This is a genomic window from Pseudomonas lundensis, from assembly GCF_002269125.1.
In the GTDB taxonomy this organism is placed as follows: Bacteria; Pseudomonadota; Gammaproteobacteria; order Pseudomonadales; family Pseudomonadaceae; genus Aquipseudomonas; species Aquipseudomonas lundensis_A.
The window spans coordinates 83178-98586 of sequence record NZ_NQKI01000008.1; the positions used below are offsets into that span (position 1 = coordinate 83178).

A 15409-nucleotide genomic window follows, 5' to 3' on the forward strand; every position below is an offset into this window, starting at 1 on the left:
CGATGATCGAAAACATCGCGTTCGTAGTTCTACTGGGAGTAACTAGCTATGTCTGAAGCCATCACCCTTCTAGACACCAGCACCGAGGCCCAAGTGCGTCGCGTGGGGGAGATCTTGCGCGAACACAAGCCGACTACTGTTGAGTTGCGTGATTACTGGAATATCATGGCCCCGGCGGCGCGCATTTACACATTGCGACATGAGCTGGGGTGGGAAATTGCCACAGTTCCTGAAACCGTTCGAGACGCGTTTGGACGTCCTCATAGAGGTGTTGGACGTTATGTGTTGATCCGGGAGGGCTCACCCGTATGAACGCGCATCTAACCCTTATCACAAGCTCTAACCCTGTTCGTTTGACTAAACAATTCCTAGTGGAAGATGGAAAACTGGTGAAGCAAGGCGCCGGACAAATGGTTGAAGGCCACGCGAATGTAATAGAGGCCGCAACGCCTAACGCTTTGGTGGCGATTTTGTCGGAGCTACGAGAAAGTCAGGCGCTTTGCTACGGTCTGCCTATCGCCGGGTCTGCGCCAATTACCACTGCCTGCAATCTAGATAAAGCTGCTCCTGGGACTATTTCCCGTACTGCCGTGCATTTTGAATGGGCTCGCGCGGCAGGCTGGCTGATGCTCGACTACGATCCGGCACTTAGTGGTGAGGCACTTACACCTGAACAGTTCAGAGAGGCTATTTATTCGGCAGCACCAGCACTTCGCAATGCTCCATCGGTTTGGGGTTGCTCATCCTCAAGTATGTTGTTTGCTGATGGTCAGCAACTGGCGGGCATCCGTGGGCAGCGACTGTATATTCAAGTCGCTGACTCTCGTGATATTGAGCGTGCGGGTCGTGTGCTGTTTGAGCGTCTTTGGTTGGCTGGCTTTGGTTATATTGCAATAAGCAAATCGGGCGCCTTGCTGAAGCGTGCTCCGATTGATTCGAGTGTATGGCAACCGCACCGCCTCGACTTTGCAGCACCTCCTGTGTGTGTGTTTCCGGTTGAAGCCCGTCGCCCAGCATCATTAGTGCTGAATGGTGGCGCTGATCCGGTCATAACCTTGAGTGCAATTCCGTCATTAAATAGCGGCGAGCGCATGCAGCTTAAGGATCTGATGAGCGACGCGGCCTCAAAAATGGCCCAAGAACTGCACGATGTGCAAGTGGCTTGGATTGACAAGCGCATGGACGCACTCAATCAACTGCCGGAGTCTGAGCGTGAGGTCAGGCGCGCAACCTTCGAGCGGGCGGTCTGCGAGCACAAGTTATTCGGTGACTTCGAGTTAACTCACTCAAGCGGTGATTCTGTAACTGTTGGGCAGATACTAGATAATCCGAATAAATGGCATGGCGAGCGTTTTGCTGATCCTCTAGAGCCGGAGTACAGCAGTAATGACCATCGCATTGCACAAGTAAATCTGCGCAGTGGTGGCAAGCCTACACTTTACAGTCATGCGCACGGCGGGCAGCGGTTTACGCTACATCGTGCCGTTCGCACCCTCAAAACTGCGGCAGGAGATTTGCCGCGTGTAATGAATGATGCGTTGGCGGTAGTGCGCGCTGATGGAGTCATTTTTGAGCGTGCGGGGGCGCTTGTCCGTGTGGCAGGTGGTGAGCTTATGGCTGTCGAACCAGCATGGTTACGCAATCATCTAGAAGAACAGTTTCAGTTCCAGCGGTTTGATCGTCGCACTGGTGATTACGTGGCAACCGACTGTCCTGGAGATTTGTCCGCGCGAATTATGGCTGCGCGAGGGGCATGGGGCGTGCCGGTAGTCGCTGGCGTTATTCATTCACCAGTTATGCGTCCAGATGGCTCTATTCTGGAGGTTCCGGGACACGATCATGCCACGGGCCTTTTGTATCTTAGCGACGATCCCGGTTTGCCGCCTGTTCGCATTCTAGGCCGTGATGCGCTGATAGATACCTTGCGCAGGGTCTGGGAGCCGTTCGAGCAATTTCCTTTTGCTGATGATCTAGCGCGAGGAGTGTTCATGTCGGCATTACTGACAACGGTTTGCCGAGCTGCGCTTGATACTGCCCCGGGCTTTCTGGTTCGAGCGCACTCCCCTGGTACAGGCAAAACTTTGCTTTCTGAATGCTTGATGATCCTTGCCGGAGCCAGCACCGCTGCGCTGCCGCTACCGGAGAAAAACCCTGAAGAAATCGAGAAACGCCTCGCAGCAAAACTACTGACGGGTTGTTCCGGGCTAATCCTCGATAACCTTGTTGGGTCAATCGATAACGCGGCGCTTTGCTCGATGCTAACCAGTTCAAGCCCGGAGGTTCGCATTCTGGGGCGTTCTGAAGTGGTGACATTACAAAATCGGGCGCTGTGGGTATTGAATGGTAATAACGTAGGGGCTGGGGGTGACACTTTCCGTCGTTTGCTCCCTATATCCCTCGACTCGCCGGAAAACCCTGAGCGGCGTCGCTTTGGATTTAACCCGCGTGCTCTGATTAGATCGCGGTTAGCTGAATATAGAGCTGATCTATTGAGTGTTCTCTCGACTTATCAAAGGGCAGGAGCGCCAGTGGTTGCGGCTGGTGGCCTCGGTAGCTTTGAGCAATGGGAATCTCTTGTGCGGCAGTGCTTATGCTGGCTAATCAGTGAGGGCGTTTGTCCGGCGCCTATGGCTGATCCTGCTGGGGTGCTGGAGTTGTCGCGGGCTGAAGATCCAGAGCACCAGAAGCTAACCCAGCTACTGAGCGCTTGGCATTCTGTGCACGGAAGCAACCGTGTTTTTCTAAAGGAGCTGCAAACTAATTGTGAGGCAATGGGGCGTTTTGCTGATGTTGGGCATTTCACCAGTGCGACGACAGAGGAACAGGCACTAAACGCAATCCTTGAGGAAGTAGCATTCCATAATGGGCGATTCAACACGCGGGCGTTTGCAGCATGGTTGAGACGAAATGCAGGCGTTATTGTGGAAGGTTTGCGATTGGAACAAGGCGCAAAAAGCGGTGGTACGGCTGTATGGCGTGTTCTGGTATCTAGAGAGAAAAGTGAAGTAGCTTAAAAAGGTGGTTGTGGTGGTTGTTAAGGTTGTTTATTCCCTGCATGTTTAAACTGTCAGTTGACACTTTAGGGCTATCAGTAAAAAACAACCACCACAACCCATATAACCACCTTTGTTCAGAAAGGTGTGTATGGATGTCCCCTATTTTGTGCATGGGAGGCACTGACCAATATGTCGCCTAATGCTTAGCTTGCTAAGCATTTTTGCGTGTGTTTCATTGCTGGGAGAGTGTGTTTTTGTTTGCGATATAATAAGCGCTCTTAATTAATTATATGCAGGTAAAACAACATGGCTCGACAGCTTGTAAACGCTTCGCTTAATCCGAGCGATCTGGAGTCGTTGGTTGGACTTCTTGAAGGTTTGACAAAAGACGTTGCATCTATCAAGGCAGACCTGGCTTTTCTTAAGTCAGAAAACATGGCGGCTAATCGAAAAATTGTTAGCGATAAGTTCGGTGAAATAGTGGCTAAAGGTATGGAGCACAACGCAAAAGCGTTAGCCAAACTTGCAAGCCAGCCTGCGCAAATCATTGAAAGGCTCACCCCTGACTTCAATGAGTACTTTGCTGGGAGCGCTCGCTAATGGCTGCCGAAATCCGTAAGCCTGGGCGTCCTGTGGGCACCAGTAACCGCAACCTACTGCAAAGCCTGTTGCACCGTATGGCTCTAATCGAGGCCAGCCTGGGGATCATCATGGTTCGCTTGGAGGCCCGCGCATGAGCACTGTCGAATTGATTGCCAGCCATGAACAGCAACTAATCGACGCCGAACTGTTGCTAGCATCCCTCAATGAGCAATGGGAGTCAGCTTGCCGAGCCGGTGAAGACGTAGCGACGCTAGAGGATCAAATTGATAGCACAGCACGGCTAACCAAACGCCTAAACCTTCGCCTGGAAGCCCTGCATTTGCAAGCCGAGGTCGAGGCGCAACAAGCGAAAGTCGATAAAGCCAATGAGCAAGCCGCTGATGCAATCGCAGCTCTCGAACGGCTAGTAAATCATCGCAAGGCTATTTCCGCTTTGGTCGCCAAGTTAAAGCCATTGATCGAGGCTCATACCGATGAGTTCACCTTAGCTTTCAATTCAGCTCAGGCAGCCGGGCGCTATGTCCCGCTTGCTGGTGTTCGTTCTGCGTTGGAGCAAATCCAGGATCTGGAATTGGGAAATGTAAGCGCGCTAAACAATCTGATTGGCACTCGGCAGACCCTAGCTATGGGGCTGGCAACCGCTGGGCATATCTGATTTAGACGCCCGATCCTAATCCGGTCGGGCAATACCAAGGGGGCGGGAGATGCAGGCAATCGATGAGTTTGAATTTGAAGACGATCAGCCGAGCGATGAGCAGTTGCTTATCTGGGCTATCGAGGCGGCAGAAGTAATGCCGCCAAGGCGCTGGCTGGCACGTTGGGGCGGTTTCCTGACTCCTCGCATGTACCGGTGCAATGGTAAGACAAAGCAGCGCTACAACGATTTAGTGAAGGGCATAGCGAAGGCCACTAAACCAGTGCCAGACCGGGAGGCCACGCCTTATCCGGGAGTGATGTGGGCTTGATCGTAATTATTTTGGAGAGAGGCATCCTTGCCGATGTGCAGCGTCGATGATGCACGCATGAGAAGTTACTTTCCTTCCTTAATGAAGCTTATATACCACTTTATATTGGTTACTTCTTGAGCGGTTAGCTGCTTTTCTAGGTAGTAGTTTTGCCCAGATAATCGAACTATGACGGTTTGCGCGTGAGTCAGTGCGGTGATCAGTTCTTGTGGTGCTGGGCTAAACTGGCGCTCAGATACTCCGACTGAATGGACAATTTCTCTGTTGTTGTTTGTTGAAGGGGAGTTGGTTATTTTCCCGTCAATATTGAATGCGATATTGTTGACGAAAAGCCAATCTTTTCCTAGCCAGTACGTCTCTATGTTCCAGCTGTTGCTAGTGCCTTTTTTGAAAGTGTTAAATCTGAACCACGCCGATCCGTTGCCGCCAAACGTGTTTGGCTGTATATCAATTGGTGAGCTAAAGAGGTGCTCTGAGCCTGGATTGAAATTGTCTGGTGCCGCTCTGTATGCTTGGAATGGGCTTTCAGCGCATCCTGTCAGAAATATGCTTATGAGTAATGCAGTTGTTAGAGCTAGTATTGTTCTTGTAGAGACCATTGTGGGTTTCCATTTTTATGCTGGCATCAGCTGTGTTTTTCCATTTGGAACTGGTTTTGCGGCTATTGGTCAAGTTTGGCTAGGTTTATTGTTATCTTCTCGGAAATTGCGTCCGGGGCGTGGAAGGAAAGTTTGGATGTGGTTTTGTTGATTTCGATGGTCACTTCCAAAAGCTCCTCTTCGCTGAGGAACTGAGAAATCATTTTTCGTGCTCGGATTTTCATTTCTTTTGCGAGGTCGAAATTGCCTGTTCTCTTTATGGGCATGAGAGGCTTCCTTGGCTATGTGGTTGTTGATTAGTTTGTGGTTGAGTTGTAAGGGTTTTGTCCCTCGTTGAACGTAAAGTTAATTACTGTGTCGTTACGAATCAGCACGTCTAGAGTTTTCTGGGTGCCGGTGGTGGTGACTTTCATGGTGACGATATAGCTCTGTGCGTGAGCAGAGCCGTTTGCGTAGGTGTAGACCCACTTTTCATCGGTGTCGTTGACTGGGCTTTTACTGAAGGGGTCGCCAAACAGGGCTTTAAGCTCTTTTGTTGTCGTCTTTCCTTTGATGATGCTAGCTACGTTCTCAGATGGGAAATCTCTACCGCTAGTGTAGTGGGAGGTAGCGCAACCGCTAAGCGTCAGGCTCATTGCCAGTACTGCCAGTACCTTTCTCATATCGATCCTTGATGACGTGATTTTTCACAGCATACGCTCGGATGAAATCGAAAGGCCACTGTTTAGCGCACGTCTAACAGGTGGTGCGGAGGCACAGACCGCATTCGTTTAGCAATTCGTTAAGATTTTCCATTGGAAAACAAAAAAGGCCTACGCCGTTAAGCGTAAGCCTTTGTTTTGCATGGTGGGCCCAGCAGGACTCGAACCTGCGACCAAGGGATTATGAGTCCCCTGCTCTAACCAACTGAGCTATAGGCCCTCAGTAGGTCGCGGATTATAACGATGGTTTCTCGGCAGTGCTATCCGAAAAATCCGAAATAGAGATACGAAGAAAGGTCGCTGCAAATTCTTCCGCTGATAAAGGCACGCTGACTATATACCCCTGAATCTGCTCGCAGCCTGCTTTGGCCAAGAAGTCTTGCTGGGCTTCGTTCTCAACGCCTTCGGCAATGACGGTGAATTGCATGCTGTGACCTAACGCAATGATGGCGCGCACAATGGCTTCGTCATTGGGGTCGTGGGGTAAGCCGCGGACGAATGACTGGTCTATTTTCAAGGTGTCCAGTGGCAGGCGTTTGAGGTAGCTGAGTGAGGAATATCCGGTGCCGAAGTCATCAATGGCCAGTTGCACGCCTAACCGCTTGAGCTGGTGCAGGACGTCCAGCGCTTCTTCGGTCTGGTTCATGATGAAGTTTTCGGTAATTTCCAATTGCAGGCAGCCAGGCGTGAGGCTGTATTTCTTCAGCAGTTGCCGGATACGGGCTACAAGTCGGGGTTGATGCAGTTGAGCACCGGCAAGGTTCACGGACACGGGGCCAAATGGTTCGTATGCCTGGTTCCATTCATTCAATTGCATGCAGGCACGCTCCAGCACCCAGTCGCCCACCTGGATGATCATGCCGTTTTCTTCCGCCAAGTGAATGAAGCGCTCTGGCGCAATGACGCCCAGCGTGGGGTGGGTCCAGCGAATCAGGGCCTCGGCACCGACCAGGCCCAGGTCGGGTAGGCTGATTTTGGGTTGGTAGAACAGTGATAGTTCATTGCGCTCCAGTGCGCGTCGCAGCTCTTGTTCGAGGATCACTCGTTCTCTCGCCTGTGACGTAAGGTCATGGGTGTAGCGCTCTACGCGGTTGCGTCCTTTTAGCTTGGAGCGGTACATGGCGGCGTCGGCGTTTTTAACCAGTGTGGCCACGTCCGTGCCGTCATGCGGGTACACACTGATGCCGATGCTGGCGCTGATAAACAGTTCGTGTTCGCCGGCGGGAAACGGTGCGCTGAAGCAGGCCAGCAGCTTGTTGGCAATCACCTCTGCATCGCGGGGCTGCTGGAGGCCGGGTAGCAAGATAATGAACTCATCGCCGCCGAGGCGGGCGACGGTATCAATGTCGCGTAATTGAACCTTGAGGCGTACGGTAATGCCTTTGAGCAACAGATCGCCAACCGGGTGGCCCAAGCTGTCGTTGATGTTTTTAAAGCGATCAAGGTCTAGAAACAGTACCGCCGCGTGTTGGCCTTCCGCCTTTTGCTGGTTGATGATCTGGTCAAGTCTGCTTTCGAACAATAAGCGGTTGGGCAGGCCGGTCAGCGGGTCGTGATGAACTTGATGGTCCAGACGCGCCTGTGCGTGCTTGAGGCTGGAAATGTCGGCGAATACGGCCACAAAGTGAGTGACGATATTTTCGGGGTTGTGCACCGCGCTGATTGTCATCCAGGAGGGGTAGACCTCTCCGTTCTTGCGTTTGTTATAAATCTCCCCTTGCCAGTGACCTTCTCCGGACAGCTGATGCCACATGGCGGCAAAGAATGCGCTGTCGTGCTGACTGGAGGCCAGAATCCGGGGTGTTTGGCCCAAGGCTTCGGCCTCGCTGTAGCCTGTTATTTCAGTGAATGCACGGTTGACGGCGGTGATTGTTTGCGCCGGATCGGTGAACAAAATGCCTTCAGCGGTACTTTCAAATACGGTGGCTGTTTGCAGGAGTTTCTCCTGCATCTGTTGGCGTTCTGTGATGTCCCGCGCAATGGTCAACATGCAGTCTTCATCGCCAATTTTTAGCGGTCGGCTAGACACTTCGCAGAGGCGGATGCGTCCGCTTTTGTGCCGTAGGTGGCACCTGAAATCACGCACAAATCCGTTCTGGGTCAGCAGCGCGAGCAACTCACTGCGCTGATGCACGTCGACCCAAATGTTGAGGTCCAGAGACGAACGCTTCAGCGCGCTGGCTTTGTCGTAGCCAGTCAAGCGGCTGAAGCCTTCGTTGATTTCGATAAGCAAGCCATCACTTTGCCTGCTCAACAACAATCCGTCTGGCGACGCGTGAAAGGCTTTGGCAAATTTCTCTTCAGAGAGGCGAAGGGCTTCTTCGGTTTGTTTGGTTTCGCTGATGTTGATCATCAACCCGCGCAGTACGGGCGTCTGGTTATAAGTGGTGAGGGTAATGATGTCGCGTAGCCACAGTGTTTTGCCCTCTGCGGTGATGACGCGGTAGTCGATGCTGTGATCGCGTCCGGCCTTGATTTCACCCTCGCAGAACGCTTTGGCACGGGGCAAGTCATCGGGGTGGACGATTCGCTCCCAGAAGCCAGGCGTCAGCCACTCTGCCAGCGGGTAGCCAATGAGCGTTTCGGCCTGGGGGGACACATAGGTGTAGCTGTAATCCTCCAGTTGGGCCTCCCAGGCGATGGCTGACAGACTTTCTACCAGACCTCTGTAGCGGTATTCGCTGCTGCGCAGTTCCTGTTCGAGGGCAACCCGACGGGCTATTTCGGAGCTCAAGCGCCTGTTGATGCGCACGACCACGATCAATACGGTAACGAGCAGCAAGATGCCCGGCAGCACGTACAGTAAAAAACCGCGCCATAACCCCTGATAATTGCCCGCGCTGCCGATCCAGCGCGCTTGAATGGCTTCTACCTCTGCGGGGCTCATGTCGGCCATGACTTTGTCCAGCAGGCGTAGCAGGATGGTTTGCTCTTTGGGTACGGCCATCGCCAGTTGATAGCGATAAGGTGTTTCGCCACTGACGTACAACCCATCCAGCTTGAGCTGGCGCAGGCTCCAGACACTGGATGCCAAGTCGCCGACCATGGCGCCTACTTGATCAGTCGCCAGTGCCTGCAACGCGGAGCTGACATTGGGCAGGGCGACAAGATTCAGGTCCGGGTGTTGGGCATGAAGCAGCTCGTGCGGGGCATAGTTTTCGACCACGGCGATTTTAAGCCCGTACAGCTCATCAATGTTTTTTGGGGTGGGGCCGCCTTTGTGCGCGAGGATGACAATTGGGAAGTCGAGATAAGGACGTGTGAAGGCCAGGCTTTTCTGGCGCTCAGGGGTCGACATGATGCCGGGTAGCCAGTCGAGATTCCCTTCTTTGGCGAGTTCAAGGACGTTACTCCAATCGTAGGGCTCAACCGGCTTGATGCTCACGCCCAGACGGTTTTTGATCAGCTCCACGTAATCAGCGGCCAGTCCGGTGTAGAGGCCTTTTTCGTCGCGGAACTCAAAAGGAGGCCATGATGCATCAACCCCAAGGCGCAGTTCGGGATGTTGGGCGAGCCACTGTTGCTCCTCGTCGGTCAACGTCAGGGCGTTGGCCGCTGTAGAAAAAGCGATTAGCAGCAAGAGGATGAAAGCAGGCAGTCGTGGCATGCGGGGCTCGTTCTACTCGCGAATGTGACGAGTGTAGACGGGCTGTGGGATATGGACGTCAGGCGCTGGAAAGGTTGCGTAGGTATAAAGCAAAACCCCCGGCAGGGCCGGGGGTTTTGGTATCACTCGTCGAGGAAGGAGCGCAAGTGCTCGCTTCTCGTCGGGTGGCGCAGCTTGCGCAACGCTTTGGCTTCGATCTGACGAATCCGTTCACGGGTAACGTCGAACTGCTTACCAACCTCCTCAAGGGTGTGGTCGGTATTCATGTCGATACCGAAACGCATGCGCAGTACTTTGGCTTCACGTGCTGTAAGGCCGCCGAGTACATCGCGTGTCGCTTCTTTAAGGCTCTCAACGGTGGCAACATCGATTGGCGACTGCATGGTCGAGTCTTCGATGAAGTCACCCAGATGGGAGTCTTCGTCATCACCGATCGGGGTTTCCATGGAGATCGGCTCTTTAGCGATCTTCAATACCTTGCGGATTTTGTCCTCAGGCATTTCCATGCGTTCGCCCAGCTCTTCCGGGGTCGGTTCGCGACCCATTTCCTGCAGCATTTGGCGGGAAATACGGTTGAGCTTGTTGATCGTCTCGATCATGTGCACCGGAATACGGATGGTGCGTGCCTGGTCGGCAATCGAGCGAGTGATCGCCTGACGGATCCACCAGGTGGCATAGGTCGAGAATTTGTAGCCGCGGCGGTATTCAAACTTGTCTACCGCTTTCATCAAGCCGATGTTGCCTTCCTGGATCAAATCGAGGAACTGCAAACCACGGTTGGTGTACTTCTTGGCGATGGAGATCACCAGACGCAAGTTGGCTTCAACCATCTCTTTCTTCGCGCGGCGGGCCTTGGCCTCACCGATCGACATGCGACGGTTGATGTCCTTGATCTCGGCAATCTTCAGGCCGGTTTCGGCTTCCAGAGCAGACAGCTTTTGCTGGCAACGGATGATGTCCGGTTGCAAGCGGGCAATGGCTTCAGCGTATTTGCTTTTGCCTTTGGCCAGCGCGTCGCTCCAGCTTTCGTCGACTTCATTGCCCGGGAACAGACGAAGGAAGTCGGTACGCGGCATGCGTGCATCACGTACACACAGCTGCATGATGGCCCGCTCTTGTGCACGCAGACGCTCCAGAGCGCTACGAACACGTTCAACCAGGCCTTCGAATTGCTTCGGCACCAGCTTGATCGGCATGAACAGCTCAGCCAGGGCAACCAGCTCGGCAATTGCCTGCTTGCTGTCGCGACCGTGCTTTTTCAGTGCCTTGCGAGTAATTTCCATCTGATCGGAAACGGCGCCGAAGCGCTGTGCTGCGATGATTGGATCGGGGCCGCTTTCGACCTCTTCCTCGTCATCGGTAGCGTCGTCCTTCTCTTCCTCTTCGTCATCACCTTCGGCCTTGGCCGTTTTAGGATCGACAGGAGGTGGAACCTCGGCTGCAGGCGGCGTAATTCCATCGTCCGGGTCGATATAACCGCTCAGGACGTCAGAAAGGCGACCACCTTCGGTGGTGACGCGAGTGTACTCGGAGAGAATATGGTCAACCGTGCCAGGGAAGTGCGCGATTGCGCCCATCACTTCACGGATGCCTTCTTCGATACGCTTGGCGATTTCAATTTCGCCTTCGCGTGTCAGCAGTTCTACCGTGCCCATTTCACGCATATACATGCGCACTGGGTCGGTAGTGCGACCAATATCGGTTTCTACTGCCGCCAACGCTGCAGCTGCTTCTTCAGCAGCGGCTTCGTCGGTGTCAGCATCGGCCAACATAAGGGCGTCCGCATCCGGAGCACTCTCGTGTACGGGGATCCCCATGTCATTAATCATGCGGATAATGTCTTCCACTTGCTCCGGATCTGAAATATCTTCGGGCAGGTGGTCGTTGACCTCTGCGTAAGTCAGATACTTCTGCTCACGGCCGAGGGTGATCAACTCTTTGATACGAGACTGCTGTTGCGCTTTTCCGGACATAACACCCTATCCACTGAAGGTCTTGGCGGGCAAAAAACAAGCCGAGGATTATACCTTAGCTATGACCTCACGCGCCAGTTGAGGTCGGGTTTGATGCGGGATTATTGCGACTCAGAAGGTCGCGTAACTGATTTTTCTCCTCGCTACTTAGCTCGCCTTGACGTGCTTTTCGAAGAAGTTGTTCCAGGTTTCGCTCACGTTGGCGAGCTGACAAGCTAGTTATGGTGTCGAAAAACTGTTGTTCAAGGTTGTCGGCGTCAATTAGCCATTCCTTTTCCAGCAGTCTTTGCAGCAAACGACCCTGTTCAGTGCCGTGCCAGCGGGACAACAACTGTATAGAGCTTAGCTTAGGATTCTTCTGTACGGCCTCGACCAGCGCGATCAATAGCTGGTTGTTCGTCTGGTCTTCAGCTGCAAAGTGGCCTGCGTCTTCTACTTTCTTGGCCAGTTGCGGATGGTGCAGTAAGGTTCGTAGGGCGGTTAATGTCGGAGGTTCAACGCCGACCGGAATCCAGGCCTGCTCACGCTCGCCGCCGCGCTTGCCTTTTTTGTCCCAAGGTTTGTTTTCCCATTTTTTACCACCTGCGCCCGTTTTTTTCGGTGTCCATTCCTGTTGGGGGAGGTACGTGTCCGGCTGCTGGAAGTCGCTGTAGTCGGGCATGGCATCGTAATCAATGCCGGGATCGTAGGCGGGTTGCGAGGGTGGTGGGGCGCTTTGAGCCAGTTGGCTGACCGCTTCGCTGTTAAGGCCTGTGATCTCGCTCAAGTGTTGGCGCATCAGGTTGCGCAGGTTGGCGCCAGGCACTTTGTCGATAAGCGGTGCTGCCAGCGTGGCCATGTGGGCCCTGCCTTCGAGCGAGCGCGGATCGGTTTCTTCGGTCAGTTGCTGGAAGAAATAATCGGCCAGCGGCTGCGCGTGCTGGTTAATTCGTGCCTTGAACGCATCGGTGCCTTCAGAGCGCACCAGCGTGTCGGGATCTTCGCCTTCGGGCAGAAACAGGAAGCGGGCGCGCCGGCCGTCTTGCAGGCAGGGCAGCGTAGCTTCCAGGGCGCGCCAGGCGGCGTTGCGGCCAGCTTGATCGCCATCAAAGCAAAACAATACGCTGGGTACGACGCGAAAAAGACGTTTCATGTGTTCTTCGCTGGTCGCGGTGCCCAGTGTTGCGACGGCATTGCGCAGGCCCTGTTGGGCGAGGGCAATGACGTCCATATAGCCTTCAACCACGATGATTTCGTCGAGGCTGCGATTGAATTTGCGTGCTTCGAACAGCCCGTACAGTTCCTGCCCTTTGTGGAAGACAGGTGTTTCGGGGGAGTTCAGGTATTTGGGTTTGTCATCGCCAAGCACGCGACCGCCAAATGCGATGATGCGGCCACGGCTGTCGCGAATCGGAAACATCACGCGATCGCGAAAGCGATCGTAGCGTTTGCCGGTTTCCGCGTTCTCTACAAGCAAGCCTGCATCGATCATGGCTTTTTGCTGCAGTGTGTCGCTGCTCAAGTGCTTGTAGAGGTTGTCCCAGCCGGGCGGTGCAAACCCGAGGCCGAAGTCCCGGGCGATTTCGCCGGTCAGGCCGCGGCCTTTCAAGTAATCCACGGCAGCCTTGCGCGCCGGGTGGCTTTTCAGGGCCTGGCGGTAAAAGTCGGCGGCGGCGGTCAGCAGCGGGTAGAGCGGCGAGTCGGTCGGCTGTCGCGGTTTGTGCGAGCGACCGCTTTCTTCTCTGGGAATCTCCATGCCCGCGGCTTTGGCCAGTTCTTCGACAGCCTGGGGGAAGTCCAGGTTGTCGTGGTCCATGATGAAGCCGAGGGCATTGCCGCCTGCGCCGCAACCGAAGCAATAATAAAACTGCTTGTCAGGGCTGACGCTGAAAGACGGTGTTTTTTCTTTGTGGAAGGGGCAGCAGGCGGTGTAATTCTTGCCTGCTTTCTTCATTTGCACGCGCGAGCTGACGACATCGACGATATCGGTGCGGTTCAGAAGGTCGTCAATAAAGCTCTGGGGGATTAACCCGGCCATGGCGTTCTCGTCATCTCAGCGCAAAAAAAGCCGTATAGAAAGGTTTGGTCGTGGCGGCGTGCAGGCGAAAGCGCTGCTCGTACGTGTGACGTCTGCTCAATCATCTCGGGAAGTGTATCTGTCGAAGCTCCGCAGACTCGTATTTAAATCAGAGTAAATGGGTTCGAAATATCACGCTCTGAGTCCGGCAGTGACCAATGGCTGGTCTCGGATAGCTCATAAGCAGGCATGGGAGAAATGCCTTGGGCTGATCGTCTTTTAGGAAAATCAGAGGTGTGTGCTCGTCGGTAGCCTTGAAGGCTCGTCAGTAAAGACGTGCACAGCTGGCTTAAAGGCCAGGTCTGACGTGATGTAGCAGTTTGTCGCGGTCGCATCTGCGGCCTTGACGGTAAAGCATGTAACTTGCTGCAACTGCCTACGGCCCGGCTTTAGGCCGGGCTTGGCAGAAGCTTGCAACGAACGTCTGTGTATTAGTACAGACGAACGGCGCGGCGCTGCTCGCGCTGAACTTTCTTCGCGTGACGCTTAACAGCGGCTGCTGCTTTGCGCTTACGCTCGGAAGTCGGCTTCTCGTAAAATTCGCGGCTGCGAACTTCAGCCAGTACACCGGCTTTTTCGCAGGAGCGCTTGAAACGACGCAGAGCTACGTCGAAGGGTTCGTTCTCTTTTACTTTGACGGCTGGCATCCAGAGCTACCTTCATTCATTACCGGGGTCAACGTCTCAAGGCAAAATCGCGTTGGAAGACGTCGGTTTTTAAGGGTTGCGGATGTTAACCCCTCATCGCCCGGAATGCAAAGCCTCTGATCGAAAACCGCTGGCCGGGGGCGGTGGTGGCGACTATTATGCGCGCCTTCGAATTTAGCCTCTACAAGGCGCAAACCCATGCTAGTACTGGGATTAGAAACCTCCTGCGACGAAACCGGCGTCGCGCTATACGACAGTGAGCGCGGGCTTTTGGCCGATGCACTGTTCAGCCAGATCGACCTGCACCGCGCCTATGGCGGCGTGGTGCCGGAGCTGGCCTCACGGGATCACGTCAAACGCATGCTGCCCCTGATTCGTCAGGTGCTGGCTGAAGCTGACTGTGTGCCTACAGAAATCGATGCGATTGCCTACACGGCAGGCCCGGGTCTGGTCGGGGCCTTGCTGGTCGGGGCTTCCTGCGCTCAAGCGTTAGCGTTCGCATGGGGTATCCCTGCGTTGGGCGTGCACCACATGGAAGGCCATCTACTGGCGCCGATGCTGGAAGAGCAGCCCCCCGAGTTCCCGTTCGTCGCTTTGTTGGTTTCCGGAGGCCATACGCAGCTCGTTCGTGTGGATGGCATTGGTCAATACGCGTTGCTTGGCGAGACGCTGGATGATGCTGCGGGCGAAGCCTTCGACAAAACGGCGAAGATGATGGGGCTTAACTACCCGGGTGGCCCCGAAATCGCCCGTCTTGCGGCGCAGGGTGTGGCGGGGCGCTTTGTCTTCCCGCGGCCCATGACCGACCGCCCTGGTCTGGATTTCAGTTTCAGTGGCCTCAAGACCTTTGCTTTGAACACTTGGCAGCGCTGCGTGGCAGCGGGTGACGACAACGAGCAGGCTCGCAGTGACATCGCCTTGGCGTTTCAGCAAGCGGTGGTCGAAACACTCACCATCAAGTGCAAGCGTGCCCTCAAGCAAGCAGGCATGAAGCGTCTGGTGATTGCGGGTGGTGTGAGTGCAAACAAGGCGTTGCGCGCTTCGCTGGAGACCATGCTCGGTGGCATGAACGGTCAGGTGTTTTATGCGCGCCCTGAGTTCTGTACCGACAACGGCGCGATGATCGCTTTTGCCGGGTGTCAGCGCTTGCAGGCGGGGCAGCATGAAAGCCTGGCAATCAGTGTGCAGGCGCGCTGGCCGATGGAGCAGTTGAAGCCGTTGTGATGGGGGCGTTCAGACGTTTTCAGACCGTCATGAGGCAT

The 15409-nt window shown here is 54.4% G+C and carries 14 protein-coding genes and 1 tRNA gene; 7 read left to right on the top strand and 8 right to left on the bottom strand.

Annotated elements, in window-relative coordinates; translation table 11 throughout:
- Positions 1-48: 48 nt before the first annotated feature.
- The 6 genes from CJF39_RS07400 (at position 49) to CJF39_RS07420 (ending at position 4564) form a co-directional block, all read left to right on the top strand.
- Positions 49-312: a helix-turn-helix domain-containing protein gene (locus CJF39_RS07400; protein ID WP_094992819.1), complete on the top strand. Its 264-nt coding sequence runs from the start codon at positions 49-51 to the stop codon at positions 310-312.
- Positions 309-3014 (top strand): hypothetical protein, encoded by a 2706-nt coding sequence (locus CJF39_RS07405; RefSeq protein ID WP_094992820.1) that lies wholly within the window; start codon positions 309-311, stop codon positions 3012-3014. Before CJF39_RS07400 ends, CJF39_RS07405 begins: the two co-directional genes overlap by 4 nt.
- Positions 3015-3302: 288 nt before the next feature.
- Positions 3303-3596, top strand: coding sequence for a hypothetical protein (locus tag CJF39_RS07410; protein ID WP_094992821.1), 294 nt, complete (start codon positions 3303-3305; stop codon positions 3594-3596).
- Positions 3596-3733 carry a hypothetical protein gene (locus CJF39_RS22975; RefSeq protein WP_169997964.1) on the top strand — a complete coding sequence of 46 codons (138 nt, stop codon included), beginning with the start codon at positions 3596-3598 and terminating at the stop codon, positions 3731-3733. The genes CJF39_RS07410 and CJF39_RS22975 overlap by 1 nt, the downstream gene beginning before the upstream one ends.
- Positions 3730-4254, top strand: coding sequence for a hypothetical protein (locus CJF39_RS07415; RefSeq protein WP_094992822.1), 525 nt, complete (start codon positions 3730-3732; stop codon positions 4252-4254). Before CJF39_RS22975 ends, CJF39_RS07415 begins: the two co-directional genes overlap by 4 nt.
- Before the next feature lie 49 nt (positions 4255-4303).
- Entirely contained in the window at positions 4304-4564 is a 261-nt protein-coding gene (locus CJF39_RS07420) for a hypothetical protein (RefSeq protein WP_094992823.1), read from the top strand.
- A 65-nt stretch (positions 4565-4629) separates the two neighbouring features.
- Here CJF39_RS07420 and CJF39_RS22980 read toward each other — a convergent pair whose 3' ends face one another.
- From CJF39_RS22980 to rpsU, 8 genes are all read right to left on the bottom strand, one after another.
- Complete coding sequence (locus CJF39_RS22980; protein ID WP_094992824.1) at positions 4630-5163, bottom strand: hypothetical protein; 534 nt, start codon at positions 5161-5163, stop codon at positions 4630-4632.
- A gap of 62 nt (positions 5164-5225) precedes the next feature.
- Positions 5226-5429, bottom strand: a complete 204-nt coding sequence (locus CJF39_RS22985) for a hypothetical protein (protein ID WP_094992825.1) — start codon at positions 5427-5429, stop codon at positions 5226-5228.
- Between the two features lie 30 nt (positions 5430-5459).
- On the bottom strand, positions 5460-5825 hold the full coding sequence (locus CJF39_RS07435; protein ID WP_094992826.1) for a hypothetical protein: 366 nt from the start codon (positions 5823-5825) through the stop codon (positions 5460-5462).
- Positions 5826-6007: 182 nt separating this feature from the next.
- Positions 6008-6084: transfer RNA gene (locus tag CJF39_RS07440), tRNA-Ile, on the bottom strand.
- Between the two features lie 15 nt (positions 6085-6099).
- The gene (locus CJF39_RS07445) at positions 6100-9471 is read right to left on the bottom strand and encodes a bifunctional diguanylate cyclase/phosphodiesterase (protein WP_094992827.1); all 3372 of its coding nucleotides are present in this window, start codon (positions 9469-9471) and stop codon (positions 6100-6102) included.
- Positions 9472-9593: 122 nt separating this feature from the next.
- Entirely contained in the window at positions 9594-11444 is a 1851-nt protein-coding gene (gene rpoD / locus CJF39_RS07450; protein WP_047278039.1) for an RNA polymerase sigma factor RpoD, read from the bottom strand.
- 67 nt (positions 11445-11511) lie between these two features.
- Entirely contained in the window at positions 11512-13461 is a 1950-nt protein-coding gene (dnaG, locus tag CJF39_RS07455; RefSeq protein ID WP_094992828.1) for a DNA primase, read from the bottom strand.
- Positions 13462-13931: 470 nt separating this feature from the next.
- Positions 13932-14147 carry a 30S ribosomal protein S21 gene (gene rpsU, locus CJF39_RS07460; RefSeq protein ID WP_002551877.1) on the bottom strand — a complete coding sequence of 72 codons (216 nt, stop codon included), beginning with the start codon at positions 14145-14147 and terminating at the stop codon, positions 13932-13934.
- A gap of 198 nt (positions 14148-14345) precedes the next feature.
- Between rpsU and tsaD the strand changes: the two genes are divergently transcribed.
- The gene (gene tsaD / locus CJF39_RS07465) at positions 14346-15371 is read left to right on the top strand and encodes a tRNA (adenosine(37)-N6)-threonylcarbamoyltransferase complex transferase subunit TsaD (RefSeq protein ID WP_094992829.1); all 1026 of its coding nucleotides are present in this window, start codon (positions 14346-14348) and stop codon (positions 15369-15371) included.
- The last annotated feature ends 38 nt before the right edge of the window (positions 15372-15409 follow it).

Coding starts and splice junctions, on each gene's coding strand:
- CJF39_RS07400 (WP_094992819.1), top strand. CDS start 49: ATGTCTGAAGCCATCACCCTTCTAGACACCAGCACCGAGGCCCAAGTG.
- CJF39_RS07405 (WP_094992820.1), top strand. CDS start 309: ATGAACGCGCATCTAACCCTTATCACAAGCTCTAACCCTGTTCGTTTG.
- CJF39_RS07410 (WP_094992821.1), top strand. CDS start 3,303: ATGGCTCGACAGCTTGTAAACGCTTCGCTTAATCCGAGCGATCTGGAG.
- CJF39_RS22975 (WP_169997964.1), top strand. CDS start 3,596: ATGGCTGCCGAAATCCGTAAGCCTGGGCGTCCTGTGGGCACCAGTAAC.
- CJF39_RS07415 (WP_094992822.1), top strand. CDS start 3,730: ATGAGCACTGTCGAATTGATTGCCAGCCATGAACAGCAACTAATCGAC.
- CJF39_RS07420 (WP_094992823.1), top strand. CDS start 4,304: ATGCAGGCAATCGATGAGTTTGAATTTGAAGACGATCAGCCGAGCGAT.
- CJF39_RS22980 (WP_094992824.1), bottom strand. CDS start 5,163: ATGGTCTCTACAAGAACAATACTAGCTCTAACAACTGCATTACTCATA.
- CJF39_RS22985 (WP_094992825.1), bottom strand. CDS start 5,429: ATGCCCATAAAGAGAACAGGCAATTTCGACCTCGCAAAAGAAATGAAA.
- CJF39_RS07435 (WP_094992826.1), bottom strand. CDS start 5,825: ATGAGAAAGGTACTGGCAGTACTGGCAATGAGCCTGACGCTTAGCGGT.
- CJF39_RS07445 (WP_094992827.1), bottom strand. CDS start 9,471: ATGCCACGACTGCCTGCTTTCATCCTCTTGCTGCTAATCGCTTTTTCT.
- rpoD (WP_047278039.1), bottom strand. CDS start 11,444: ATGTCCGGAAAAGCGCAACAGCAGTCTCGTATCAAAGAGTTGATCACC.
- dnaG (WP_094992828.1), bottom strand. CDS start 13,461: ATGGCCGGGTTAATCCCCCAGAGCTTTATTGACGACCTTCTGAACCGC.
- rpsU (WP_002551877.1), bottom strand. CDS start 14,147: ATGCCAGCCGTCAAAGTAAAAGAGAACGAACCCTTCGACGTAGCTCTG.
- tsaD (WP_094992829.1), top strand. CDS start 14,346: ATGCTAGTACTGGGATTAGAAACCTCCTGCGACGAAACCGGCGTCGCG.